Origin of the sequence: Microbacterium sp. 4R-513 (assembly GCF_011046485.1) — a bacterium.
Classification (GTDB): Bacteria; Actinomycetota; Actinomycetes; order Actinomycetales; family Microbacteriaceae; genus Microbacterium.
On record NZ_CP049256.1, the window covers coordinates 449,047 to 473,642 of the forward strand.

General features: G+C 69.9%; 21 protein-coding genes, 1 pseudogene and 1 riboswitch. Of the genes and pseudogenes, 16 read left to right on the forward strand and 6 right to left on the reverse strand.

All coding sequences use genetic code 11. The features are described from left to right. The first annotated feature begins 23 nt into the window (after nt 1-23). The 4 genes and pseudogenes from hpaE to G5T42_RS02090 all read left to right on the forward strand — a co-directional run bounded on the left by hpaE (nt 24) and on the right by G5T42_RS02090 (nt 4,592). A pseudogene (gene hpaE, locus G5T42_RS02075) lies at nt 24-1,584 on the forward strand (5-carboxymethyl-2-hydroxymuconate semialdehyde dehydrogenase). A gap of 118 nt (nt 1,585-1,702) precedes the next feature. Continuing rightward, a complete protein-coding gene (gene hpaD / locus G5T42_RS02080; protein ID WP_165124773.1) occupies nt 1,703-2,863 on the forward strand; it encodes a 3,4-dihydroxyphenylacetate 2,3-dioxygenase in 1,161 nt (386 codons plus the stop codon). A 155-nt stretch (nt 2,864-3,018) separates the two neighbouring features. Then, entirely contained in the window at nt 3,019-3,804 is a 786-nt protein-coding gene (locus tag G5T42_RS02085) for a fumarylacetoacetate hydrolase family protein (RefSeq protein ID WP_165124776.1), read from the forward strand. Beyond that, a complete protein-coding gene (locus G5T42_RS02090; RefSeq protein WP_165124779.1) occupies nt 3,789-4,592 on the forward strand; it encodes an aldolase/citrate lyase family protein in 804 nt (267 codons plus the stop codon). The genes G5T42_RS02085 and G5T42_RS02090 overlap by 16 nt, the downstream gene beginning before the upstream one ends. A 3-nt stretch (nt 4,593-4,595) precedes the next feature. Here the strand turns inward: G5T42_RS02090 and G5T42_RS02095 are convergent, their stop codons facing one another. Beyond that, nucleotides 4,596-5,564: a helix-turn-helix domain-containing protein gene (locus G5T42_RS02095; RefSeq protein ID WP_165124782.1), complete on the reverse strand. Its 969-nt coding sequence runs from the start codon at nt 5,562-5,564 to the stop codon at nt 4,596-4,598. Nucleotides 5,565-5,864: 300 nt separating this feature from the next. Here G5T42_RS02095 and G5T42_RS02100 point away from each other — a divergent pair, with 300 nt between their 5' ends. The 8 genes from G5T42_RS02100 (at nt 5,865) to G5T42_RS02135 (ending at nt 15,194) form a co-directional block, all read left to right on the forward strand. Continuing rightward, entirely contained in the window at nt 5,865-9,515 is a 3,651-nt protein-coding gene (locus G5T42_RS02100; RefSeq protein ID WP_165124785.1) for a S8 family serine peptidase, read from the forward strand. A 161-nt stretch (nt 9,516-9,676) separates the two neighbouring features. Beyond that, complete coding sequence (locus G5T42_RS02105) at nt 9,677-10,474, forward strand: transglutaminase family protein (protein ID WP_165124788.1); 798 nt, start codon at nt 9,677-9,679, stop codon at nt 10,472-10,474. A 58-nt stretch (nt 10,475-10,532) separates the two neighbouring features. Next, nucleotides 10,533-11,087: a hypothetical protein gene (locus G5T42_RS02110; RefSeq protein WP_165124791.1), complete on the forward strand. Its 555-nt coding sequence runs from the start codon at nt 10,533-10,535 to the stop codon at nt 11,085-11,087. Between the two features lie 79 nt (nt 11,088-11,166). Continuing rightward, complete coding sequence (locus tag G5T42_RS02115) at nt 11,167-11,550, forward strand: YciI family protein (RefSeq protein ID WP_165124794.1); 384 nt, start codon at nt 11,167-11,169, stop codon at nt 11,548-11,550. Further along, nucleotides 11,547-12,590: a DUF6596 domain-containing protein gene (locus G5T42_RS02120; protein WP_165124797.1), complete on the forward strand. Its 1,044-nt coding sequence runs from the start codon at nt 11,547-11,549 to the stop codon at nt 12,588-12,590. The genes G5T42_RS02115 and G5T42_RS02120 overlap by 4 nt, the downstream gene beginning before the upstream one ends. A gap of 93 nt (nt 12,591-12,683) precedes the next feature. After that, complete coding sequence (locus tag G5T42_RS02125; RefSeq protein ID WP_165124800.1) at nt 12,684-13,535, forward strand: ABC transporter substrate-binding protein; 852 nt, start codon at nt 12,684-12,686, stop codon at nt 13,533-13,535. 52 nt (nt 13,536-13,587) lie between these two features. Next, nucleotides 13,588-14,463, forward strand: a complete 876-nt coding sequence (locus G5T42_RS02130; RefSeq protein WP_165124803.1) for an amino acid ABC transporter permease — start codon at nt 13,588-13,590, stop codon at nt 14,461-14,463. Further along, a complete protein-coding gene (locus G5T42_RS02135) occupies nt 14,460-15,194 on the forward strand; it encodes an amino acid ABC transporter ATP-binding protein (RefSeq protein WP_165124806.1) in 735 nt (244 codons plus the stop codon). The genes G5T42_RS02130 and G5T42_RS02135 overlap by 4 nt, the downstream gene beginning before the upstream one ends. 48 nt (nt 15,195-15,242) lie before the next feature. Here G5T42_RS02135 and G5T42_RS17435 read toward each other — a convergent pair whose 3' ends face one another. Then, nucleotides 15,243-15,470 carry a YkvA family protein gene (locus G5T42_RS17435; RefSeq protein ID WP_206535695.1) on the reverse strand — a complete coding sequence of 76 codons (228 nt, stop codon included), beginning with the start codon at nt 15,468-15,470 and terminating at the stop codon, nt 15,243-15,245. Nucleotides 15,471-15,765: 295 nt separating this feature from the next. Between G5T42_RS17435 and G5T42_RS02145 the strand changes: the two genes are divergently transcribed. Both G5T42_RS02145 and G5T42_RS02150 read left to right on the forward strand, forming a co-directional pair. Further along, nucleotides 15,766-16,293: a DUF1269 domain-containing protein gene (locus tag G5T42_RS02145; RefSeq protein WP_165124811.1), complete on the forward strand. Its 528-nt coding sequence runs from the start codon at nt 15,766-15,768 to the stop codon at nt 16,291-16,293. A 47-nt stretch (nt 16,294-16,340) separates the two neighbouring features. Next, a complete protein-coding gene (locus tag G5T42_RS02150; protein WP_241245925.1) occupies nt 16,341-16,913 on the forward strand; it encodes a YdeI/OmpD-associated family protein in 573 nt (190 codons plus the stop codon). Between the two features lie 45 nt (nt 16,914-16,958). On the opposite strand, the gene G5T42_RS02155 is transcribed toward G5T42_RS02150, so the two are convergent. From G5T42_RS02155 to glyA, 3 genes are all read right to left on the reverse strand, one after another. Then, nucleotides 16,959-18,113 carry a serine hydrolase domain-containing protein gene (locus tag G5T42_RS02155; protein WP_165124814.1) on the reverse strand — a complete coding sequence of 385 codons (1,155 nt, stop codon included), beginning with the start codon at nt 18,111-18,113 and terminating at the stop codon, nt 16,959-16,961. A 400-nt stretch (nt 18,114-18,513) separates the two neighbouring features. Next, a complete protein-coding gene (locus G5T42_RS02160) occupies nt 18,514-19,398 on the reverse strand; it encodes a bifunctional methylenetetrahydrofolate dehydrogenase/methenyltetrahydrofolate cyclohydrolase (RefSeq protein ID WP_165124817.1) in 885 nt (294 codons plus the stop codon). Between the two features lie 155 nt (nt 19,399-19,553). Beyond that, nucleotides 19,554-20,828, reverse strand: coding sequence for a serine hydroxymethyltransferase (glyA, locus tag G5T42_RS02165; RefSeq protein ID WP_165124820.1), 1,275 nt, complete (start codon nt 20,826-20,828; stop codon nt 19,554-19,556). Between the two features lie 51 nt (nt 20,829-20,879). Further along, a riboswitch (ZMP/ZTP riboswitch) is annotated at nt 20,880-20,964 on the reverse strand. A gap of 126 nt (nt 20,965-21,090) precedes the next feature. Here glyA and G5T42_RS02170 point away from each other — a divergent pair. Together G5T42_RS02170 and nagA are read left to right on the forward strand one after the other, a co-directional pair. Next, entirely contained in the window at nt 21,091-22,704 is a 1,614-nt protein-coding gene (locus G5T42_RS02170; RefSeq protein ID WP_241245926.1) for a family 20 glycosylhydrolase, read from the forward strand. Next, entirely contained in the window at nt 22,701-23,846 is a 1,146-nt protein-coding gene (gene nagA, locus G5T42_RS02175) for an N-acetylglucosamine-6-phosphate deacetylase (RefSeq protein WP_165124823.1), read from the forward strand. The genes G5T42_RS02170 and nagA overlap by 4 nt, the downstream gene beginning before the upstream one ends. Here nagA and G5T42_RS02180 read toward each other — a convergent pair. Continuing rightward, nucleotides 23,843-24,286, reverse strand: a complete 444-nt coding sequence (locus G5T42_RS02180; protein ID WP_165124826.1) for a RidA family protein — start codon at nt 24,284-24,286, stop codon at nt 23,843-23,845. The two genes, nagA and G5T42_RS02180, sit on opposite strands and share 4 nt — an antisense overlap. Between the last annotated feature and the right edge of the window lie 310 nt (nt 24,287-24,596).

A 24,596-nucleotide genomic window follows, 5' to 3' on the forward strand; every position in this document is an offset into this window, starting at 1 on the left:
CGCCCCACCCACGGAGGAAACCCATGACCGACACGACCACGCTCGCAGCGCAGCGGCACGTGCCCGACGACCTGCCCACCCGCATCCAGCACTACATCGACGGCGAATTCGTCGACTCGGCGGACGGCGACACGTTCGACGTGCTCGACCCCGTCTCGAACGAGGTCTATCTGCAGGCCGCGGCGGGCAAGAAGGCCGACATCGACCGAGCGGTCGCGGCCGCGCGCCGCGCGTTCACCGAGGGACCCTGGCCCCGGATGCTGCCGCGCGAGCGCTCCCGCATCCTCCACCGCATCGCCGACATCGTCGAGTCCCGCGACGCGCGGCTCGCCGAGCTCGAGAGCTTCGACTCGGGCTTGCCGATCACGCAGGCGCTCGGTCAGGCCCGGCGCGCGGCCGAGAACTTCCGATTCTTCGCAGACCTGATCGTCGCGCAGGCCGATGACACGTACAAGGTGCCGGGCCGCCAGATCAACTACGTCAACCGCAAGCCGATCGGCGTCGCGGGGCTCATCACGCCCTGGAACACCCCGTTCATGCTGGAGTCCTGGAAGCTCGGCCCCGCCCTCGCGACCGGCAACACCGTCGTGCTCAAGCCCGCCGAGTTCACTCCCCTGTCGGCGTCGCTCTGGGCCGGGATCTTCGAGGAGGCAGGGCTCCCCAAGGGCGTCTTCAACCTCGTCAACGGACTCGGTGAGGATGCCGGCGACGCCCTGGTGAAGCATCCCGATGTCCCGCTCATCTCGTTCACGGGCGAGAGCTCGACCGGCCAGCTGATCTTCGGCAACGCCGCGCCCTTCCTCAAGGGCCTCTCGATGGAGCTCGGCGGCAAGTCGCCCGCCGTCGTCTTCGCCGACGCCGATCTCGATGCCGCGGTCGACGCGACGATCTTCGGCGTGTTCTCGCTCAACGGCGAGCGCTGCACCGCGGGTTCGCGCATCCTCGTCGAGCGCGCGATCTACGACGAGTTCGTCGAGAAGTACGCGGCTCAGGCGAAGCGCGTCGTCGTCGGCTACCCGCACGACCCGAAGACCGAAGTCGGTGCGCTCGTGCACCCCGAGCACTACGACAAGGTCGTCTCGTACATCGAGATCGGCAAGTCGGAGGGTCGTCTGGTCGCCGGCGGCGGTCGCCCCGAGGGCTTCGAGACGGGCAACTTCGTCGAGCCGACCGTGTTCGCCGACGTCGCCCCCGACGCGCGGATCTTCCAGGAGGAGATCTTCGGACCGGTCGTGGCGATCACGCCGTTCGACTCCGACGAAGAGGCGCTCGCTCTCGCGAACAACACGAAGTATGGGCTCGCCGCCTACATCTGGACGAACGACCTCAAGCGCGCGCACAACTTCTCGCAGGCCGTCGAGGCCGGCATGGTGTGGCTCAACTCGAACAACGTCCGCGACCTCCGCACCCCCCTTCGGCGGCGTCAAGGCCTCGGGTCTCGGTCACGAGGGCGGCTACCGCTCGATCGACTTCTACACCGACCAGCAGTCGGTGCACATCACGCTGGGCGAGGTGCACAACCCCACCTTCGGCAAGTCCGTGCACGAGGACCACACCGACCTCGACGACCCCGATCCGCGCTGACGCGTTTCGTCTCGGTCGCTTCGCACGCTCGCTCAACGACCGGAGGTTTCGGTCGCTGAGCGAGCGAAGCGAGACGAGACGCCCAGACCCACTGACGACCCAGAGCAAGGACGCTGAAATGACCCACGACAAGACCCTCACCTCCTCCGGCTTCTACGTCAGCCAGGAGGCGCCCATCCACTCGGACAACCCGATCCCGACACCGCAGGCGTCGCCCCCCGACATCCTGCGCTGCGCGTACATGGAGCTCGTCGTGACCGACCTCGCGGCGTCCCGCGTGTTCTACGTCGACGTGCTCGGCCTGTACGTGACGGAGGAGGACGGCGAGGCGATCTACCTCCGCTCGACAGAGGAGTTCATCCACCACAACCTCGTGCTGCGTCAGGGCCCCGTCGCCGCCGTCGCCGCCTTCTCCTACCGCGTGCGGACGCCCGAGGACCTCGACAAGGCGGTCGCCTTCTACGAGGAGCTGGGATGCCGCATCGAGCGCCGCCCCGAGGGCTTCACCAAGGGCATCGGCGACTCGGTGCGGGTGACCGACCCCCTCGGCTTCCCGTACGAGTTCTTCTACCAGACCGAGCACGTCGAGCGGCTGTCGTGGCGCTACGACCTGCACACGCCGGGCGAGCTCGTCCGCCTCGACCACTTCAACCAGGTCACCCCGGACGTGCCGCGCGCCGTGAACTTCATGCAGTCGCTGGGGTTCCGCGTGACCGAGGACATCCAGGACGAGGAGGGCACGGTCTACGCCGCGTGGATGCGCCGCAAGCCCACGGTGCACGACACGGCGATGACGGGCGGCGACGGCCCGCGCATGCACCACGTCGCCTTCGCGACGCACGAGAAGCACAACATCCTCGCGATCTGCGACAAGCTCGGCGCGCTCCGCCGCTCCGACGCGATCGAGCGCGGCCCGGGCCGGCACGGCGTGAGCAACGCGTTCTACCTCTACCTGCGCGATCCCGACGGGCACCGCGTCGAGATCTACACGCAGGACTACTACACGGGCGACCCGGACAACCCGGTCGTCACGTGGGACGTCCACGACAACCAGCGGCGCGACTGGTGGGGCAACCCCGTCGTCCCGTCCTGGTACACCGAGGCATCCCTCGTCCTCGACCTCGACGGCAACCCGCAGCCGGTCGTCGCGCGCACCGACACAAGCGAGATGGCCGTCACGATCGGCGCCGACGGCTTCTCCTACACCCGCCCGGAGGACGCGCCCGACGAGCTGCCCAGCTGGAAGCAGGGCGAGTTCAAGCTCGGCGCGCAGCTGTAGCCGCAGCATCCACCGGTTGATGTCCCGATCCTCTTCGAGCGTCGCGGCACCACCACCCGGTTGATGTCCCGAAGTTGGTCGCTTTCGCGGCGCGAAAGCGACCAACTTCGGGACATGCACAGCAAGAGCAGGACGCACGAGACAGGGAGAGAAGGATGCTGTCATCCGAGCAGATCGCGGCGATCGCCGAAGAGCTCGCCGAGGCCGACCGCACGCACGGCGTGATCCCCCGCATCACGGCGCGCTACCCGGATGCGACGGTCGAGGACTCGTACGCGATCCAGGGCGTCTGGCGCGACAGGAACCTCGCCGCGGGCCGGAAGCTCGTCGGGCGCAAGATCGGGCTCACGAGCAAGGCGATGCAGCAGGCGACGGGCATCACCGAGCCCGACTACGGGGTCATGTTCGACGACACCGTCTACGAGTCCGGCGCCGAGATCCCGGTCGCGGGCTTCTCGAACGTCCGGATCGAGGTCGAGCTCGCCTTCTCGCTCGGCACCCCGCTCGAGGGGCCCGACTGCACGCTCGACGATGCGCTCGCGGCGATCGACTACGCCGTCCCCGCGCTCGAGGTGCTCAACTCGCACATCGAGCTCGAGGGCCGGACGATCGTGGACACGATCAGCGACAACGCCGCCTACGGCGCGATGGTGCTCGGCACGACCCGCAAGCGCCCCGACGAGATCGACCTGCGCTGGGTTCCTGCCCTGCTCTACAAGAACGACGAGATCGAAGAGACCGGCGTCGCCGCCGGGGTACTCGGCCACCCGGCGACGGGTGTCGCGTGGCTTGCGAACAAGTTCCACCAGCACGGCGCGCGTCTCGAGGCGGGCGAGATCATCCTGGCAGGGTCGTTCACGCGTCCCATGTGGGTCGCGGCGGGCGACAGCGTTCGCGCCGACTACGGACCGATGGGAGTCATCGAATGCCGCTTCATCTGACGCCGACCTTCCGCGAGGCGCTGGCCGCGGCATCCCGTCCCCTCGCGGGGATGTGGGTGTGCACGGGCAGCCCGCTCGTCGCCGAGATCTGCGCGGGGGCGGGGCTCGACTGGGTGCTCATCGACATGGAGCACGCCCCGAACGGCCTCGAGTCCGTCGTCGCGCAGCTGCACGCCGTATCCGCCTACCCGGTCACACCCGTGGTGCGCGTGCCGATCGGCGACGTCGTGACCATCAAGCAGGTGCTCGACCTCGGAGCGCAGAGCCTCCTCGTGCCGATGATCTCGTCGGCCGATGAGGCGCGGGCGGTGGTGCGGGCCGTGCGGTATCCCCCGCGCGGCACGCGCGGCGTCGGGTCGGCGCTCGCGCGCAGCGGCCGCTGGAACCGCATCGACGGATATCTGACGAATGCCGATGCCCACGTCTCGCTCTTCGTGCAGATCGAGACGGCGGCCGGCGTCGAGGCGGCGGCCGAGATCGCGGCGGTCGACGGCGTCGATGGCGTCTTCGTCGGTCCGAGCGACCTCGCAGCATCGATGGGAGTGCTCGGCGCGCAGACGCATCCCGAGGTCGTCGCGGCGGTCCGGCGGACGTTCGAGGCGGTGAAGGCCGCGGGCAAGCCCGTCGGGGTGAACGCCTTCGATCCCGCCGTCGCCGACGGCTACCTCGACGACGGCGCGGACTTCATCCTCGTCGGGGCCGACGTCGCGCTCCTCGCGCGCGGCTCGGAGGCCCTCGAGGCTCGGTTCATCGGCCGCGGGCGCGACGGCGAGCGCGCTTCGTACTGAGGCTCAGACCCAGCCGCGACGGACCGCCTCGGCACCGAGCTGGATGCGCGTCGCGACGCCGGCGCGCTCCATGAGGTCGGCGACCCGGCGCTGGACGGTGCGCACCGAGATGCCGAGCTGCGTCGCGGCCGCGGCATCCGTCAATCCCAGCAGAAGCAGGTTGAGCAGGTCGGTGTCGACGGGATCCTCGTCCCGCTCCTGCAACACGCCGCGTGAGGCGAGGAGCGTCGGCGCCGACTTCCACGCCTCTTCGAACATTGCGATGACGAGGTCGAGCAGGCCGCTCGGATGGATCAGGAGGCCACCCGCCACGCGGCGCTCACCGCGCGAGTACATCGGGATCAGGGCGAAGGACGAGTCGGCGATGAAGAGCCTCGTCGGCAGACTCGGCAGGACCCGCACCTCCTCGCCGAGGGGCTCGAGCTCGCGGACCGTATCGACGAATCCGGGTCGATTCAGCACGCCCGCTTCGGCGACGACGCGGTACCGCACGCCTCGGGCGAGGGCGAGGTCCTCCTCGACGTTGTCCTCGCCCGACATGATCGCGACGTCCTCGAGGACGAAGACCCGCACCTGGTGCTCGGCAGACGCCTGCAGCTGTCCGAGGCGCTGGACGACGGCCTCCGGGCCGAAGACGACCTCGACGACATCCGGCGCGGCTCGCTGAGCGGCTCCTCCCCGATACAGGTCGCTCAGGTGCACGAGCGCCTCATGGCCGGCCGCGAGCTGCCGCTCGCGCTCCCGCAGGATCGGCAGCATCGCGACGGCGGGCGAGGATGCGACGACGCGGTCGGGCGCCGAGGCGAGGCGCGCGATCAGGCCGAGCTCCTCGAGGTCGTCGACGACCTGCCGTGCCATGCGGACGGGGATCGAGGCGTCCGCGGCGATCTCGGCCAGGTCGGCGGAGGGAAGCGCCAGCAGCAGCCGATAGACCGCCGAATGGTCCTCGCTCAATCCGATCGCTTCGAGCATCGCGCCTCCTCGAATGTCTGGCGGATGAGCGCCATGGCGCTTCTCCGCCATCACTGTAGACCGACTCTCAGCGACAGTTGAAAGGACGCTTCACGAGAGGTCCCTCCCCGCCATGTCCCACCACCCCCTTTCCCCACGTCACCGCGCCCGCACGGTGACAGCCGTCCTGAGCTCCGCAGCGATCGCGGCAGCCGGCATCGGCCTCGCGGCACCGGCCGGCGCCGCACCCCCTCCAACGGATCGGCGACCTCCATCGGTCAGCCCGCCGAGCACACGGTCACGCTGATCACCGGCGATCGCGTGACCGTGCAGACCCTCGCCGACGGCAAGGACGCCGTCGACGTCGAGCCGGCCGTCCCCGGCACGGGGTTCCGCACCCTTCGCACGAAGGACGACCTGTACGTCATGCCGGAGGGCGTCGACCGCTACGTCGCGGCCGGTGTCGTCGACCGCGACCTCTTCAACGTGACGCGGCTCATCGACTTCGGCTACGACGACGCGCACGTGGATGCCACCCCCGTCATCGTCGAGCTCGAGTCCGGCCCCACGACCTTCGCAGCGGATCCCCCCGTCCCGGGCATCGAGCTCGGCCTGCCGCTCGAGAGCATCGGCGGCGCGGCGGCGAAGGCTGATCACGCGGATGCCGCGGCCACCTGGGCCGCTCTCACCCATGCCGAGGGCCCCACCGCCTTCGGCTCCGACGTCAGCCTCGCCGGCGGCGTCGAGGCGATCCACCTCGACGGCAAGGTTCAGGCGACGCTCGACTCGAGCGTCCCGTGGATCGGCGCCCCCGAGGCCTGGGAGAAGGGGTACACCGGCGAAGGGGTCACCGTGGCCGTGCTCGACACGGGCTACGACGACACGCACCCCGACCTCGCGGGCCGGGTGCTGCCCGAGTCGACGAGCTTCGTCCCGGACGAGGACGTCGCCTGGGACCCGAACGGTCACGGCACCCACGTCGCATCGACGATCGCCGGCACAGGCGCCGCCAGCGGCGGCTCCCACCGAGGCGTCGCGGATGGCGCGGACCTGCTCGTCGGCAAGATCCTCGACTCCTCGGGCCAGGGCCAGGACTCGTGGGTCATCGCCGGCATGGAGTGGGCCGCCTCTCACGCGCCGATCGTCTCGATGAGCATCGGCTCGCAGATGCCGTCCGACGGCACCGACATGATGTCGACGGCGCTCAACGAGATCGCCGAGAAGACCGGCACCCTGTTCGTCGTCGCGGCCGGCAACTCCGGCGCCCCTGAGACCGTCAACGCTCCGGGCGCCGCGGCCGAGGCGCTCACCGTCAGCTCGGTCGACGACCCAGGCGGCGAGCTGTCCGGCTTCTCGAGCCAGGGGCCGCTGTGGGGTACGGGCGTGATGAAGCCGAACATCGCCGGGCCGGGAAACAATGTCACGGCCGCACGATCTGCGGACTCGCCCGGAGAGGGCGATTACATCGCCATGAGCGGCACGTCGATGGCCACACCGCACGTCTCGGGCGCGGCTGCGATCATCAAGCAGCAGCACCCGGAGTACACCGCCGACCAGCTGCGCGCGGCGCTTCTGAGCAGCGCGAAGGACCTCGGTCTGACGGCCTATCAGCAGGGTGCCGGCGTGGTAGACATCGCCGCCGCGCTCGACGCGCAGGTGGTGGCTTCGGGCTCGGGCGACTTCGGGCTCGTGTCGTGGGGCGAGGACCTCTCGCCGATCGAGCGGACCGTCGAGTACACGAACCACTCGGACGCCGAGGTCACGGTCGACCTCGCCGCGACCCTGCGCGACTCGACGAACGGCGGCTCCGGCGACGACACCGCGGCCGCGCTCGCCCTGGGTGCGGACAGCCTCACGATCCCGGCGGGCGAGACGCGGTCGGTGAAGATCGCCGCCAACCCGGCCGATGTCGAGCCCGGCACCCAGAACACCGGCGCGCTCACCGCGTCGATCGACGGGACCGCTGTCGCGCGCACGCCCCTCGGACTCCTCCGCGAGGGCGAGCGCTATGACCTGACCCTCACGGCGACCGGATTCCACGGCGAGCCCCTCGACCTCGTGGCGACGGTCGTCAATCTCGACGAGGGCTGGTTCGACCCGGTGTACGTCTCCGGCGAGCGCACCCTCCGGCTTCCGAAGGGACGCTGGGCCGTCGTCGCCTACCCGGACATCGCACGTGAGCCCGACACCCTCGCCACGGTCGCGCTCGGCGACCCGGACATCCTCCTCGACGGCGCGAAGACCGTCGAGCTGGACGCGCGCCAGGCGGTGCCGGTAACGGTGGACGTCGACCGCGACGGGCTCGAGCAGACCGTCCGGCGCATGGACGTGAACATCGACGGCATCGGCACCGGGGTCCTCGTCCCGATCATGGCCGACGAGATGTGGGCTCAGCCGATGGATCCCTCCGACGCCGTGGCCGTCGACTTCACGACCCGGTGGCGTCTCACCCACGAGCGGATGAGCATCGACATCGGCGGCCGGCACCTCGACGCGCTGCCGCTGAACTCCTCCAAGCCGATGACCGGTGAGCTGAAGACCCAGGTCGTCGACGCCGGAGCAGGCAGCCCTGAGGAGTTCGCCTCAGCAGGCGCCCGCGACAGGATCGCCTTCGTCACGCTCTCCCCCGACGTGACCCCGATGCAGCAGGCGGCCAACGCCGCCGCCGCGGGTGCCGCGATGCTCATCATGGCCAACGACGCCGATGAGGAGTTCAACACCTTCGTCGGCGGCGAGGACGAGTACACGAAGGGCCCCATCGCGGTCGCCGGGATCAGCGGCGTCGAGGGCGACCTCGTACGGGCCATGCTCGCGAAGAAGAAGGAGAAGGCGACCGTCGTCGCCGAGGCCTACTCGGACGAGATCTGGGACCTCTCGCACTTCGTCGACGGATCGGTTCCCGCCGACCTCGCCTACCACCCGAAGGATCTCGCCCGAGTGGACACCACGATCTTCGGCAAGAAGGGCGCCGAGGTCGCGGAGATCCGCTGGGACGTCAATCCGGCCGGCCGGATGGGCTACGCGCTGCACATGTCCACGCAGCGCGGCATGGTGCGGACGGACTGGACCGACGCGTCTGCGGATTGGGACCAGGAGCTCGTGACGGTCGACGGCCTGTGGCTCATGCGGGACATCACTCGCAGCTACGAGCCGGGTGAACGGACCGAGACGGCGTACTTCTCGCCCATCGTGCGCCCGTTCGTCGGCCAGAGCTTCCGAGCGCCCGTGCGCGCGGGGACCGCGCTGTCGATCATCGTCCCGGCCTACTCCGACGGCGGCGAGCTCTTCCACGAGGGAACCATCAGCACGGATGCGGAAGACTCCAACGCCGCCATCACGACGGAGCTCTTCGTCGACGAAACGCTCGTCCGCTCCTCGCCGTTCATCGACGCCAACTACTGGGAGATGCCGGACGGGACCCACGACGTGCGAGTCACGCAGACGGCCACGCACGATGGAACGGTCCTGACGTCGTCGACGAAGCTGGCCTCGTCGTGGACGTTCAAGACGACCGGCGACTCGGAGGACTGGACGATGCAGTTCCTCCCGATGCTCCAGGCCTACTACGACGTTGATCTCAACGCCGCGGGTCTGGCAGGCGACGGACGCAAGAAGGGCGAGACCGTCCCCCTTGCGCTGGAGATCGGTCACATCGCGGGTGCTGTGGGCAGTGGAGCCGTCAAGACGACGAAGCTCGAGATGCGGGTCGCAGGAGGCGGCTGGACGGCCGTCCCGCTCGGACTCGTGTCGCGCGACACCTCCGGCCCGGGCGAGCCTCCGACCGATGGGAGCGAGAGCGCGACAGGTCGTGCGTTCGTCGCGGCGTACAAGGCCGGGCTGAAGGTGCCGGACGCGGGAGGGTGGATCGACCTCAGGGTCACGACCGCCGACGAGGCCGGCAACACGATGTCGCAGGAGATCGAGCACGCGGTCGAGGTCGCCCCCGCGAAGGGCGGCAAGCCCCGCCCCTGACCTTCCCCGACTCCGGTCGACCCCGAGCCGAGCCCGGCGATCCGCATCCCCCCGGAGGATCGCCGGGCCCTCCGCGGGGCGGGGTCGACCGGCACCTCGTCTCATCCACGGCCGCTGTCAAGCGTTCGTCCGCCGTGGGCGCGCATGACATCGTGGAACTCATGAAGAGGGATGTCTCCGCGCGCATCGTCCTGAACGTCAGCGAACCCGCCGACCTCGTCTTCGCGATCGCGGTCGCGAGACAGTACGAATCGGTCGACGAGCGGTTCGAGGCATCCGTCGGCGGAGAACCCGTGCCGCACCACGAGCTGTCGGACGCGCACGGCACCCGGTTGCACCGCCTGCAGGCGGGTGCGGGCGAGCTCGTCGTGGAGTACCAGGCATCCGTCGACGATGCGGCGCCCGTCCCGGACGCCGGCGAGACCGAGCTGCTCGTCTACTCGCGACCGAGTCGCTACGCGGAGTCGGACTCGCTCCTCCCCACGGCGGCCGCGGAGTTCGGCGGGATCACCCAGCCGTCCGATCTGCTCGCCGCGGTCTCGTCGTGGGTCGGCACCGAGCTCGCCTACGTCTCGGGATCCTCGCTCGTGACCGACGGCGCGGTGCGCACGCTGCTCGCCAGGCAGGGCGTCTGCCGCGACTACTCGCACCTGTGCATCGCGCTCCTGCGGTCGCTCGGCGTCCCGGCGCGCCTGGCCGCCGTCTATGCGCCGGGACTCTCGCCGATGGACTTCCATGCCGTCGCCGAGGCGTGGGTGGACGGCCGCTGGTGTGCGGTGGACGCGACGACGCTCGCGCCGCGCTCGACCCTCGTGCGGATCGCGACGGGACGGGATGCCGCGGACACGGCGTTCCTCAACATCGTGTCGGGGCGGGCCGAGCTCGTCGACATCTCGGTGTCGGCCGTCGCCGACAGCCTCCCCTACGACGACGTCACGCAGCTCGTCTCGATCACCTGAGCCGTACCGGTCGCCCGGCCGGGTGGCCGCCCGTCGCCGGGCGTGCGAACCTGGACGCATGAAGAAGTGGGTCGTCCGATTCGCGACGCTTTACGTGTTCAACCTCGCCGTGCTCCTCGTCATCGATCTGCTCGTCGCGGGCGTCTCGGTGGGCTGGGGCGTCCTGTGGGCGAGCGTCATCCTCACCGCGGCCGTGCTCTGGGTGAAGCCTCTGATCCACAAGTGGTTCACCGGCATGGCCGCGCGGTCGGCCGGGCAGCGGACGAAGGCCGGCGAGTGGCTCGTCCGCGCCGGTCTGGTCTTCCTCGTCGAGCTCATCGTGTGGGTGATCGTCGTCATGCTGTCGGGCGTGCAGGTGCGGCACTTCTTCCTCGGATACCTCCTGCCCCCCGTCCTGCTCCTCATCGCATGGGCGATCTACGCCGCGATCGACGACCGTCTCGAGGCGCGTGCGGGCGACCTGTTCGACCGCGCCTCGGCGGGCATCGGGCGCGGGAGGACGGATGCCGCGGCCCCCGTCGCTCCTCCCTCCGCTGAAGCGCGGGCCGCCCGCGAAGAGCTGCAGGACGGCCTGACGGCGGAGCAGCGGCGCATGCTCGACGAGCTGGGCTGACGGATCTCCCCCGGGCTGTCGATCCACCGCGGACTCGATCGTCATCACGGTGTCGCAACCGACCTGAAGGGATGACACCATGCGCTACACGCTTCTGCTCCACTACCCCGAGATGAGCGCGGAAGAGCTCGGACCCGAGGCGCTCGCCGAGGGAATGCGCGAGTTCGACGAGTACGCCAAAGCGCTCGACGCCGCCGGAGTGCTCCGGTCCGCGGAGGTGCTGCAGCCGTCCGAGCTGACGACGACCATCACGTCGGCGGACGGCTCGCTCCGCGTGCAGGACGGTCCCTACGCCGACACGAAGGAGCAGCTCGGGGGCACCTTCGTCATCGAGGTCGACGATCTGGACGCCGCGATCGTCTGGGCAGGCAAGGCGCCCTCCGTCGCGTGGGGCGCCGTGGAGATCCGTCCCGTAGGGACGCGCTTCGTCGACGGCGCCTGGTCGGCGTTCGACTACCGATGACCGGATCCGTACGAGCGCGGGAGGTCGCCGAGGCCGCCGCCCGCGACTCGTACGGACGCCTGCTCGCCCTCGTCGCGGCGTCGACCCATGACATCGCCTGGGCGGAGGACGCCCTCGCCGACGCGTTCGAGCGTGCACTGACGACCTGGCCGGGCAGCGGCATCCCGGACAATCCGGAAGGGTGGCTTCTGACCGTGGCTCGCAATCGACTTCGCGACCACTTCCGCTCCGCCGCCCAGCGGACGGGCGTGCCCCTGGACGAGGCCATCCTGGCCGGCCTGGACGAGAGGACGGATGCCGCCGCCCTCGTCGCCCGCCGCGAGGCGATCCCCGACAAGCGCCTGGAGCTCCTCTTCGCGTGCGCGCATCCGGGCATCGACCCCGCGATCCGCCCGCCCCTCATGCTGCAGGTCGTGCTGGGCTTCGACGCTGCACAGGTCGCGGGCGTCTTCGGCGTGGAGCAGGCGACGATGGCGCAGCGCCTCGTCCGCGCCAAGCGCCGGATCCGCGGCGCCGGCATCCCGTTCACCGTGCCGTCGCGCGCCGACATGCCCGATCGGCTGCCGGCCGTGCTCGAGGCGATCTACGGCGCGTATGCGATCGACTGGCTCGACCAGGGCGACGCGATCCGGGAGTCGATCGCCGACGAGGCTCGGTGGCTCGCCGTCCTCGTCGCGAGCCTGCTCCCCGACGAGCCGGAGGCCTGGGGCCTCGCCGCCCTCCTGACGTTCGCACAGTCGCGCGCGCCCGCGCGCGCCGTCGCGCCGTGGCCGCCGCTGGACGAACAGGATCCGCGCGAGTGGGATGCCGAGCTCATCGCCGAGGGGCGTTCGCTCCTCTCGCGCGCCTCGGCGCTGGGCCGGCCTCTCGGCCGCTTCCAGCTCGAAGCCGCGATCCAGGCCGTGCACTGCGACCGGGCGCGGACGGGCGTGCTCGACGTCGACTCCCTCGTGACGCTGTATCGCGGCCTCGTCGCGATCGCTCCGACCGCGGGCGCCCGCGCGGCCCTCGCCGCCGCCCAGGCCCGGCGGGGCCCGTAACAATCGGACGCGCGAGGGCGAGGCATCCGTCGCCTCCGAGAGGATGGGGGCACGCCGACAGCACGGCGCCGCACCCGACCCCTGGAGGCTCGCATGTCTCGTTCCTTCCTGCGCTCCGCCCTCGTCGCTTCGACCGTCGTCGCGGGCCTCGCACTCGCGGGCTGCGCATCGGGATCGGCTTCGACTGGCGAGACCGCGGCAGCCGACCAGGGCTGGGTGACCCCTGGCAAGCTCACCGTGGGCACCGGCGAGCCGGCGTACTACCCGTGGGTCATCGACGACAAGCCGGAGAGCGGCGAGGGCTTCGAGGCCGCTGTCGCCTACGCCGTGGCAGATCAGCTCGGCTTCTCGAAGGACGACGTCGTGTGGGTGCGCACGGGCTTCGAAGAGGCCATCGCCCCCGGCCCGAAGGACTTCGACTTCAACCTGCAGCAGTTCTCCATCACCGACGAGCGCAAGAAGTCCGTGGACTTCAGCTCCCCGTACTACGAGACCACGCAGGTCGTCGTGACGACGGGCTCCTCTCCCGCGGCCGATGCGTCCTCGATCGCGGATCTCAAGGATCTCCTCGTCGGCGCGCAGACCGGCACGACGAGCTTCACGACGATCGAGTCGGTCATCCAGCCGACGCAGGGTGCACAGGCGTTCAACACGAACGACGACGCCAAGCTCGCCCTCGAGAACGGCCAGGTCGACGCGATCGTCGTCGACCTGCCGACGGCGTTCTACATCGCCGGTGCGGAGCTCAGCGACGGCGTCATCGTGGGTCAGCTTCCCAACCCCGAGGGGGTGGCGGGGGACCAGTTCGGTCTGATCCTCGCGAAGGACTCGCCGCTCACCGAGAAGGTGTCGGCCGCCGTCGACGCGCTGCGCGACGACGGCACCCTCGACGAGCTCGCGACGAAATGGCTCGGTGGCGACGACACCGCCCCGCTCCTCAAGTGACGGCGGGGCGTCCGCGCCCCCGCGCCGCGCACCCGACCGTTAGCCTGGCGCGATGACCGTGGCACCGCCCACCGCTCCGGCCGCACGCGCCGTGAGCGGCACCGAACTCGCACGCCGGGCCTATCGCAAGCGGCAGGGCACGAAGTCGGTTGTGATCAGCGTGATCTCGACGCTCGTGCTCGCCGCGCTGGTGTGGGTGACTCTCATCAACACACCGGGGTGGGATGCCGTCCGGCAGATGTTCTTCAACGGCGAGATCATGCTGGCCTCGCTCCCCCGGATCTGGCAGGGATTCCTGCTGAATCTGCAGGTGCTCGCGATCTCGGCCGTGCTGGTGCTGATCTTCGGGATGCTGCTCGCCACGCTCCGCACGCTGCGGGGGCCGGTCTGGCTGCCGCTCCGCGCACTCGCCGCGGGATACACCGATCTCTTCCGCGGACTCCCGCTCATCATCGTCCTGTACCTCGTGGGCTTCGGCATCCCCGGGCTCGACCTCATCCCCGTGCGACTGCCGTACGCCTTCTGGGGAACCGTCGCCCTGACGCTCACCTACTCGGCGTACGTCTCGGAAGTGTTCCGCGCGGGGATCGACGCCGTCCACCCTTCTCAGCGTCAGGCCGCGCGCTCGCTCGGCCTGAGTCACGCGAAGACCATGCGACTCGTCGTCGTGCCGCAGGCGATCCGCAAGGTGACACCGGCGCTCATGAACGACTTCGTCGCACTCCAGAAGGACGTGGGCCTGATCTCGGTGCTGGGTGCGGTGGATGCCGTTCGGGCCGCGCAGATCGAGACGGCGAAGTACTTCAACTTCACCCCGTACGTCGTCGCCGGGATACTGTTCGTCCTCCTCGCCATCCCAACGATCCGACTGACGGACTGGTACACGGCCCGTGTGCGGGCCCGCGAGCAGATCGGCGGCATCGTATGAGCGACGTGCTCCGACTCGACGGCGTGTGGAAGGCGTTCGACGAGCATGAGGTTCTGCGCGGGATCGACCTGGAGGTCGCCGAGGGCGAGGTCGTCGCCCTCATCGGCGCGAGCGGATCGGGCAAGTCGACGCTCCTGCGCACGGTCAACCTGCTCGAGCCGATCGACGACGGCCGCATCCTCCTGCGCGGCGACGACATCAGCGATCCGCGCGTCGACGCCGATGCGGTTCGCGCCCGAATCGGTGTCGTCTTCCAGCAGTACAACCTCTTCCCGCACCTCACGGTGCTCGGCAACATCACTCTCGGGCTGCGGCACGTGCACGGCATCTCCCGGCGGGAAGCGGATGCCGGGGCCCTCGCACTCCTCGAGCGTGTGGGCCTCGCGGACAAGGCGTCGGCGCACCCGGACCGGCTCTCGGGCGGTCAGCAGCAGCGGGTCGCCATCGCACGGGCGATCGCGACCTCGCCGGATCTGCTGCTCCTCGACGAGATCACCTCGGCGCTCGACCCCGAGCTCGTCGGCGAGGTGCTCGATCTCGTGCGTGCCCTGGCCGACGACGGAATGACCATCGTCATGGCGACGCACGAGATGGCGTTCGCCCGCGACGTGGCCGACCGTGTCGTCTTCCTCGACGCCGGACGCATCCTCGAGCAGGGGCGGCCGGCAGACGTGTTCGGCGCTCCTCGTGAGGAGCGGACCCGGGCTTTTCTGGCGCGTTTCAGCGCCTGATCCGCATCATCGCGGCACCCATGGCGGGGTGCGGACCCCGCGTGACGCCTAGGCTCTGACGCTCGACTGCCAGCGACGGTGCTCGCGCGCGACGAGGACCGCGAGGATGCCCCACACGCCGATGTCGTCGGTGAGCCCGAGGGGACCGAGCACCAATTCCGGAATCAGATCGATCGGGGCGAGGGTGTAGACGACCGCGGCCGCCGCGGCGATCCATGTCGTCGCTGCGACCCGATGCTCGCGGCTCTTGACCGCCTTTACGAATCTCCACCACATTCGACCAGTGTCCGTCAGCGGGGCCGGTCCGGCGCCGGAGATACCGATCCGTGACCGAACGTGGAGGATTCGCCCAGCAAGTCGCGGCGCCTCGGCGCTCTCCACCGCCGCGGCATCCGTCACCATCCGGCGCGGGTGCAGGTCTTGCCCACACGAGCGAGCGTGAGGAGAATCGCACCGTTCGAAGGCGACCGGATGCCGGAGCACCCGGGCGCCGCCGAGCATCACAGCAGGATCGCGAAAGAAGTCCCCGCGGTCGGAAGCGCGCGACGGACATGAACCCGAGGAGCAATCGATGAGCGACAAGAACCTGGCACTCGTGGTCGGATCGTACGACGACGCGGGAGCCGCGTCGCATGACTACGACGCGCTGCGCAGCGGGCAGGATTCGGGCGGCTACGAGATCGTCGGCGCGGTCGTGCTGAGTCGCGACAAGGACGGGAAGGTCGAGGTCAAGGAGCACGGCGACAAGTCCGTCGGCCATGGCGCCGCGTGGGGTGCCGGCGCTGGTGTCGTGGTCGGACTCTTCGCACCGCCTCTGCTGGCGGCGACCGCGGTGGGAGCCGGCATCGGGGCGATCCTCGGGAAGATCAGGAAGGGGCGCGAGGAGAAGAAGCTCTCGGGCGACCTCGACGAGTACCTCGCTCCCGGAACGTCGGCGGTCGTCGCGGTGGTCGACGACAAGTGGGCGGACCGAGTCGAGAAGGCGCTCGCGCGTTCGGACAAGCGCATCAGCCGGGCGATCGACGCGGACGACTACGAGAAGCTCGAGAAGGCGCTCGCAGAGTCGGCCGACGACGTCGTCAAGCAGATCAACTCCTGAGACGCGCTCGCCCGCGCGCCGTCGGGGGTGCCAGCTATCCTCCCGTCATGGCCGAGCGCATGACCAAGCCGGAGCTGCACGTCGACACGGTGGCCGACTGGGAGGCCTGGTTGGAGGCGGACCCCGACCCGAACGGAGTGCGGCTGCGCCTGCGGAAGAAGGGAACGGCCCAGCCGGGGATCACGTACGCCGAGGCGCTGGATGTCGCGCTCTGCTTCGGGTGGATCGACGGGCAGTCGCACTCCCTCGATGCCGACTACTTCCTGCAGACCTTCACGCCGCGCCGCCCGCGGAGCATCTGGTCGAAGGTGAACATCGGACATGTGGGTCGGCTCATCGACGAAGGTCGGATGCGGCCGGAGGGTCAGCGCGAGATCGACCGCGCCAAGGCGGACGGTCGGTGGGACAGCGCCTATCGGCAGCGCGACGGCGAGCTCCCCGTCGAGCTGCAGGAAGCCCTCGACGCGGATCCGGAGATCGCCCGGGCCTTCGCGGCGCAGTCGGCGCAGAACCGGTTCGCGATGTCCTTCCGCGTGGCGAACCTCAAGCGGCCGGCTTCGCGAGCCGCGCGCGTCGCACAGTACGTCGAGATGCTCAAGCGCGGCGAGACGATCTACTGACGATCGCTGCGACGAGTCGACTCGAACCGGGGCAGGCAAGGCACCTCAGCTCTGTGCGGGCAGGTCCTGGAACTCGGAGATGAGCTCTCCGAAACCACCATCCGCCTCTCGCTGCGTGAGGAGGACGCCGATGGTGCCGTCCGGATCGACGTAGAAGTTCGTCCCCTGTCCTCCCGACCAGGTGTACCGACCGGGGTGCGGCCCCGTCGTCTCGACGCCGACCCCATAGCCCCAGCCTGTGTGCTCCCAGAAATCGGGAGAGAAGAAGCTGTCGCTCGCCTTCGCGGAAGCAGGAACCTGGTCTCGGACCATCGCAGCCGCCAGTTCCGCCGGGACGATCCGCTCGCCCCGCGCGGGGCCGGTCTGGGCGATGCCGCCGTGCACCAGCATCCGCAAGAACCCGAAGTAGTCGTCCGCGGTCGACACCAGCTCGCCGTGGCTCACATCGAACGGCGGCTCGCCCGCGGAGAAGCCGCCACCGACCGGCTCCGTCTCCAGGAACCCGGTCTTCGCGTGCCGGTACGCGGCCGGCAGTCGATGCGCTTTCTCGGGGGGCGCCCAGAAGGACGTGTCGACCATGCCGAGCGGGTCGAACAGATCGTCGCGCAGGTGGTCACCGGCGAGCCGGCCGGTGATCCGGGAGAGGAGGATGCCCAGGATCGAGAACGAGTGGTGGTAGCGCCATCCCTCGCCCGGCTGGAAGGCGAGTGGCAGTTCGGCGAGCCGCGCGAGCCACTCGTCCGCGCCCAGCGCGACCGGGTCGACGCCCGCCTCGGTGCCGTTCTCGGCCATCGCACGCTGCAGCGGCGACTCGGCGGGGATCATGCCGTATCCGCTGGTATTCGTGAGGAGGTGCCGGAGCGTGATCGGCCGAGTGGCGGGCACCGTCTCGGAAAGCGCCGCCGCGGGCGAGGCCAGCACACGACGATCGGCCAGCTCGGGCAGCCACGGCTCGAGGCCGTCATCGAGCCCCAGACGTCCCGAGGCGACCAGTCGCAGGGCCGACACGCTCGTGACCGCCTTCGTCATCGACTGGATCCGCATGATCGCATCGGATCGCAGAGGGGGTCCGTCCACTGCGACTGAGCCGACCGTGACCTGCTCGGGCATGCCGTCGGCAGTGCCGAGAAGGGCGACAGCGCCCAGGATCGTTCCGCGCTCGACGTGCGAATCCAGGAGGCTCTGCAACGGCGTCGTCATGCCGGCGAGTATTCCACGCCATCACGCCGGCCGAGACGCACGCAGTGGGTGCTGACGGATGACGGGTCACCTCCCGTACAGCACCGCTTCAGCCGCTTCCGGGCCGCCGAAAGTCGTCCCGTCCGGGGCTGGCGCTTCCGGGCATGCTTGTGTGAACATTTGTGCACGGCATCTCGCCGCGGCTGGGCTGGGCAAGCTCCGTCGCACTTGGGGGCGAGAAGGCCAGCTGCGGGGCGCCGGAATATCCCCTCCAATCGCGTCCCGGCGTTCCGCAGCCTTCTTCGGGCTCGATCGAGGCACGCGGTTCGCCGGTCACCCCTCGGCTACGCCCTGGCCCTGCGATCGGAAGTCGGGCGACGATCGTTCCATGCGGACGCGCACGGAGGGTCGCATACGGGCGTCAGCCCTCGGCGGCGCGCTCCGCGGCCTCGACCACGTTCGTCATGAGGAGCGCCACCGTCATCGGGCCCACTCCCCCGGGGTTCGGCGAGAGCCACCCGGCGACCTCGGCGACATCGGGCGCGACATCCCCGTGCACGACGCTCTTGCCGGTCTCGGGGTCGGTCTCCCGTGTCACGCCGACGTCGAGCACGGCGGCGCCGGGCTTCACGTCGGCCGCCTGCACGATGTGCTTCACGCCCGCCGCGGCGACGATGACGTCGGCATCGCGGAGGTGCTTGCCGAGGTCCACGGTTCCCGTGTGGGTCAGCGTGACCGTCGCGTTGTACTCGCGACGGGTGAGCAGGAGTCCGATGGACCGCCCGATCGTGACTCCGCGGCCGACGACCACGACATGCTTGCCGGCGAGGTCGTACCCGTTCCTCACGAGCAGCTCGATGACTCCCCGCGGCGTGCACGGCAACGGCGTGGTGATCGGCGAGTTGACGTTGAGCACGAGCCGGCCCAGGTTCGTCGGATGCAGGCCATCGGCGTCCTTCGCCGGGTCGATGCGCTCGAGGATCGCGTCCGTGTCCAGGTGCTTGGGAAGGGGCAGCTGGACGATGTAGCCGTGGCACGACGGGTCGGCGTTGAGGTCGTCGATCAGCGCCTCGACGTCCTCCTGCGTCGCGTCGGCGGGCAGCTCGCGCTGAATCGAGTTCATCCCGATCGCCTCGGATTCGCGGTGCTTCATGCCGACGTACAGCTGCGACGCGGGGTCGGCGCCCACGAGCACCGTCGCGATGCCGGGTGTGATGCCGCGCTCCTTCAGCGCATCGACGCGGCCCTTCAGCTCCGCCTTGATGTCGGCCGCGGCCGCGCGGCCGTCCAGCTTCTGTGCCGTCATGTCGTGCCTCCGATTCGGCCCTCGTACGGACCCGGGATCAGTGCGGAATCGATTCGGATCACGGATGCCTCGGCCGAGGCATCCGCTATCCCTACGTCGATAGTGATATCAGACGAGCCGCGATCACGCGACGGTCTTTCCGTTGAGCGGGCGGACTACTGCTGCAGACCGGGGTACAGCGGGAAGGCCGCCGTGAGCGCGGCGACGCGCGCGCGGAGCGCCTCCACATCCGCGCCCGGCTGTAGCGCGAGCGCGATGACGTCGGCGACCTCCGTGAACTCCGCGTCGCCGAACCCGCGGGTCGCGAGGGCCGGGGTTCCGATGCGGAGGCCGGACGTCACCATCGGCGGGCGGGGGTCGTTCGGCACGGCGTTGCGGTTGACCGTGATGTGGATCTCGTGCAGGAGATCCTCGGCCTGCTTGCCGTCGATCTCGGCGTTGCGCAGGTCGACGAGCACGAGGTGCACGTCGGTGCCGCCCGAGCGGACGGTGATGCCGGCGTCCTTCACGTCCTGCAGCGAAAGGCGCTCCGCGATGATGTGCGCGCCGCGGAGGACACGCTCCTGACGCTCCTTGAACTCGGGCGTGGCGGCGAGCTTGAACGCCGTCGCCTTCGCCGCGATGACGTGCATGAGCGGGCCACCCTGCTGACCCGGGAACACCGCCGTGTTGAGCTTCTTCGCGAGATCTTCGTCGTTCGTGAGGATGAAGCCGGAGCGGGGTCCACCGATCGTCTTGTGAACGGTCGACGACACGACGTGCGCGTGCGGCACGGGCGACGGGTGAACCCCGGCGGCCACGAGACCCGCGAAGTGCGCCATGTCGACCCAGAGGTAGGCGCCCACCTCGTCGGCGATCGCGCGGAAGCGCGCGAAGTCGAGCTGACGGGGGTAGGCGGACCAGCCCGCGATGATGACCTTGGGCTTGTGCTCCACGGCCAGGCGGTGGACCTCGTCCATGTCGATGACCGAGGTCTCGGGGTCGACGCCGTAGGCGACGATGTTGTAGAGCCGGCCCGAGAAGTTGATCTTCATGCCGTGCGTGAGGTGTCCGCCCTGGTCGAGCGACAGACCGAGCAGCGTGTCGCCGGGGCGGGCGATCGCGTGCAGGACGGCCGCGTTCGCGGTCGCGCCCGAGTGCGGCTGGACGTTGGCGAATTTCGCCCCGAAGAGGGCCTTGGCGCGGTCGATCGCGAGCTCCTCCGCGACGTCGACCTCTTCGCAGCCACCGTAGTAGCGGCGACCGGGGTAGCCCTCGGCGTACTTGTTCGTGAGCACCGAGCCCTGCGACTGCAGCACCGACACGGGCACGAAGTTCTCGGACGCGATCATCTCGAGATAGCCGCGCTGACGATCGAGCTCGCGCTCGAGCACCTGCGCGATCTCGGGGTCGACCTCGGCGAGAGGGGCGTTGAAGAACTGATCGGTCATGGCGATCTCCTTGACGAACGGCTTTCGGGTGCGGCACGGGGTGCCGGGAATCACATCGGCCCAGGCGTGCGGTCGAATGCCGTTGTCGGTCGCTCCCCGGTGGTGGACCACCTCAACGCCAGTCGCGACATCCCGAGCATAACGGATGCCGCACGCCGGTCCTCTCTCGATGTCACGTGGTTTCGCCGCCCGGCCCGCGCGCGCCTGGGTCGCTGAGGCGACCACTGCTAGGCTGAGGTCAGCTTTTGTTAAGGATCCTTACATGATCAGTCGACGACGACTCGTCTCGGTCTCCGCCGCCGTGGCGATGCTGGTCGTGGGCTTGGCCGGCTGCACCGCCGCCGACCAGAATGGAGAGACCGTGCCACTCCCCGCCCTCGTTCCCGTGCCCGCCTCGCTCGAGGCCGTCGGTTCCGCTCCGTTCGCCCTCGACGGCGAGGTGAGCATCGCCGGAGACACGGATGCCGCGGCCGCCTTGAGCGCCCTGATCGCCGCTCGAACGGGTCTCCGGATCGGAACCGACGACGACGGCACGATCGAGCTGCGGATCGACCGCGCCGCCGGGAAGCGGGAGTCCTACCGCCTCGCCGTGGACGAGGCATCCGTCGTCGTCACCGGAGCCGACGCGGCCGGCCTCTTCTACGGCGTCCAGACGCTGGGGCAGCTCCTCACCCGCGAGGGCGAAGGATGGCTCTTCCCCGCCGTCGTCGTGGAGGATGCGCCGCGCTTCGCGTACCGGGGCGTCATGCTCGATGTGGCCCGGCACTTCCAGCCCGTGGAGACCGTGAAGGCCTATATCGACCGCGCGTCGGGCCTGAAGCTGAACGCGCTGCACCTCCACCTGTCCGACGACCAGGGCTGGCGCATCGAGCTCTCGTCGCGGCCGAAGCTCACGGAGCTCGCGTCCGGCTCGGCGGTCGGCGGCGACCCGGGCGGGTTCTTCACCAAGGCCGACTATCGCGAGATCGTCGAGTACGCGGCATCCCGTCACATGATCGTCGTTCCCGAGATCGACATGCCGGGGCACACGCAGGCCGTGAGTGCGGCGTATCCCGAGCTCGTCGAGGATCCGGTCATCACCCCCGGGATGCTGGAGGCCGTCGCCGAGTACGGGGGCGGCACGCCCACCCCCGGCGAGGTGTACGAGGGCATCGCGGTGGGGTTCTCTTCGCTCAGGATCCACGACGAGGCCACGTACGACTTCGTCGCCGACGTCTTCGGGGAGCTCGCCGCGATGACGCCGGGACCGTACCTCCATCTCGGGGGCGACGAATCGCTGGGCACCGATCCCGACGACTTCGCTGAGTTCATGGACCGTGCGACCGACATCGTGGCCGACCTCGGAAAGACGCCGATCACGTGGCATGAAGCCGGTGCCGCTCCGGGTCTGAACCCCGACACGATCGGGCAGTACTGGGGGTACACGACACCGACCGACGGGATGGACGAGAAGGCGCGCTCGTACGTCCGCAACGGAGCGCAGCTCATCCTCTCGCCGGCCGACGCCGTCTACCTCGACATGAAGTACGACCAGAGCACGACGCTCGGACTCGCGTGGGCGAACGGTCCCACGAGCGTCGAGCGCGCGTACTCGTGGGAGCCGTCGCAGATCATCGACGGCGTCGAAGAGGCCGACGTCCTCGGCATCGAGGCGCCGCTCTGGGCCGAGACGGTCCGCGACCTCGACGACATCGACGAGCTCGCCTTCCCCCGCATCGCCGCGGCGGCGGAGGCGGCGTGGTCACCTGCCACTGGCGCCCATCCCCAGCGCACGTGGGATTCGTTCCGCGAGCGAGTCGGGGCCATGGGCCCCCTGTGGACGAGCCTCGGCATCCGTTTCCACCCCTCCGACGAGATCCCCTGGGTCAGCGAGTGACGACTCTTCTGCACTCCGTCCGCCTCGTCGACGGAGGCATCGTCATCGACGACGCCTGGGTGCTCTTCGGGGGTGGCCGCGTCGAAGCGCGCGGCACGGGAACCGACCGACCGGATGCCTCTACCGCGGTCGACGCACGATCGCTCGCGGGTGAAGGAGCCGTCCTCACTCCGGGCTTCATCGACATCCACGGTCACGGCGGCGCGGGCGTCTCGTACGACGACGGCCCCGAGGCGATTCGCGCGGCGCGGGCGCTTCACCGGGCGCACGGCACGACCCGCGCCGTGATCTCGCTCGTGACGGCTCCGCTTGAGACCCTCGAACGCCGGGCGGCGATGGTCGCCGACCTCATGGCGACGGATGCCGACATCCTCGGTTCGCACCTCGAAGGACCCTTCCTCGACCCCGGCCACAAGGGCGCCCACGATCCGTCGCTCCTCCGCGCACCCGACGCCGCCTCGGTCGAACGCCTGCTCGAGGCCGGTCGCGGGACGGTCCGGCAGATCACGCTCGCGCCCGAGCTGCCCGGCGGGCTCGAGGCCATCCGAGCGGTCGTCGCGGCCGGGGCGGCCGCCGCCGTGGGCCACACCTCCGCCGATGCGCACCAGGCCCGGGAGGCGTTCGATGCGGGCGCCACGATCCTCACCCACGCGTTCAACGCGATGCCGGGCCTGCACCACCGGGATCCCGGCCCTGTCGGTGCCGCGGCATCCGACCCCCGCGTGACCCTCGAGGTCATCGCCGACGGCGTGCACCTCGACCCGGAGATCGTCCGGATCGCCTTCGCCGCCGCGCCGGGCCGCATCGCACTGGTCACCGACGCGATGGCGGCGGCGGGCGCCGAAGACGGGCGCTACGACCTGGGTTCGCTCGCCGTCGACGTCGTCGGCGGGGTCGCGCGCCTCGCGGGCGGCGGATCGATCGCGGGATCGACGCTCACGCAGGACGTCGCGCTCCGCCATGCCGTCGCGGCGGGTGTGCCGTTCTCGGAAGCGGTCGCCGCGCTGACGAGCGTGCCCGCACGGGCGGTCGGCCGTTCGCACGACCTCGGCTCGCTGGACATCGGCTCGCTCGGTGACGCGGTGCTTTTGGATACCGACCTTCAGGTGCGAGCCGTCTGGGTGGGCGGCGAGCGCAGCTAAGGAGTGGCGCTCGACCCGTCGTTCGCGTCGACGGACGGGTCTGCGATCGCGGCAACGGCCTCGATCTCGACGAGCTGATCCGCATAGCCCAGAACGGTGACGCCCAGCAGCGTGCTCGGGACGTCATGGTCGCCGAAGGCATCGTGGACGACTCCCCACACGAGGCCGAGATCCGACCTCTCAGCGGAGACGACCAGAACGCGCGTGCTCACGACATCCTGCAATGTCGCGCCCACTGCCCGGAGGGCCGCGATCAGATTCTCGATGCACTTCTCGGCCTGGCCGACGTAGCTCCCGACGGCCGCCGTCGTCCCGTCGTGCTCCAGCGGGCACGCCCCGGCGAGAAAGACCAGCCGCACGCCGCTGGCCACGACGGCCGCGTACGCATACGGCGCATCGCTGAGCTCGGCGGATCGAACGAGGCGCACGGGCGAGACCATCGGCTCATCATCGCATCGACGTGCCGAATCCGCCTCCGCGGGCGCCGACGGGGGGCGGCGGCGCCCGCAGAGACGGGTGCGGCCGTTGCATCCCCAAGGTGCAACGGCCGCGATTCCCGGAGAATCGGGGTTGGAAAACCCTCCCCCGAGTTCTCTCCATCCCCGCGGCGATCCGAGGCGTTCCGTTCCTGGGATCGTCGTGCCCGCGGGTTTGTCGGGAACGGAGCGGGCAATGTCTCCTGACCATGAGATGCAGGCGGTCGCGTTCTATGACGCGAAACTCGGAAAATAATCCGAACGAATTCGCGGG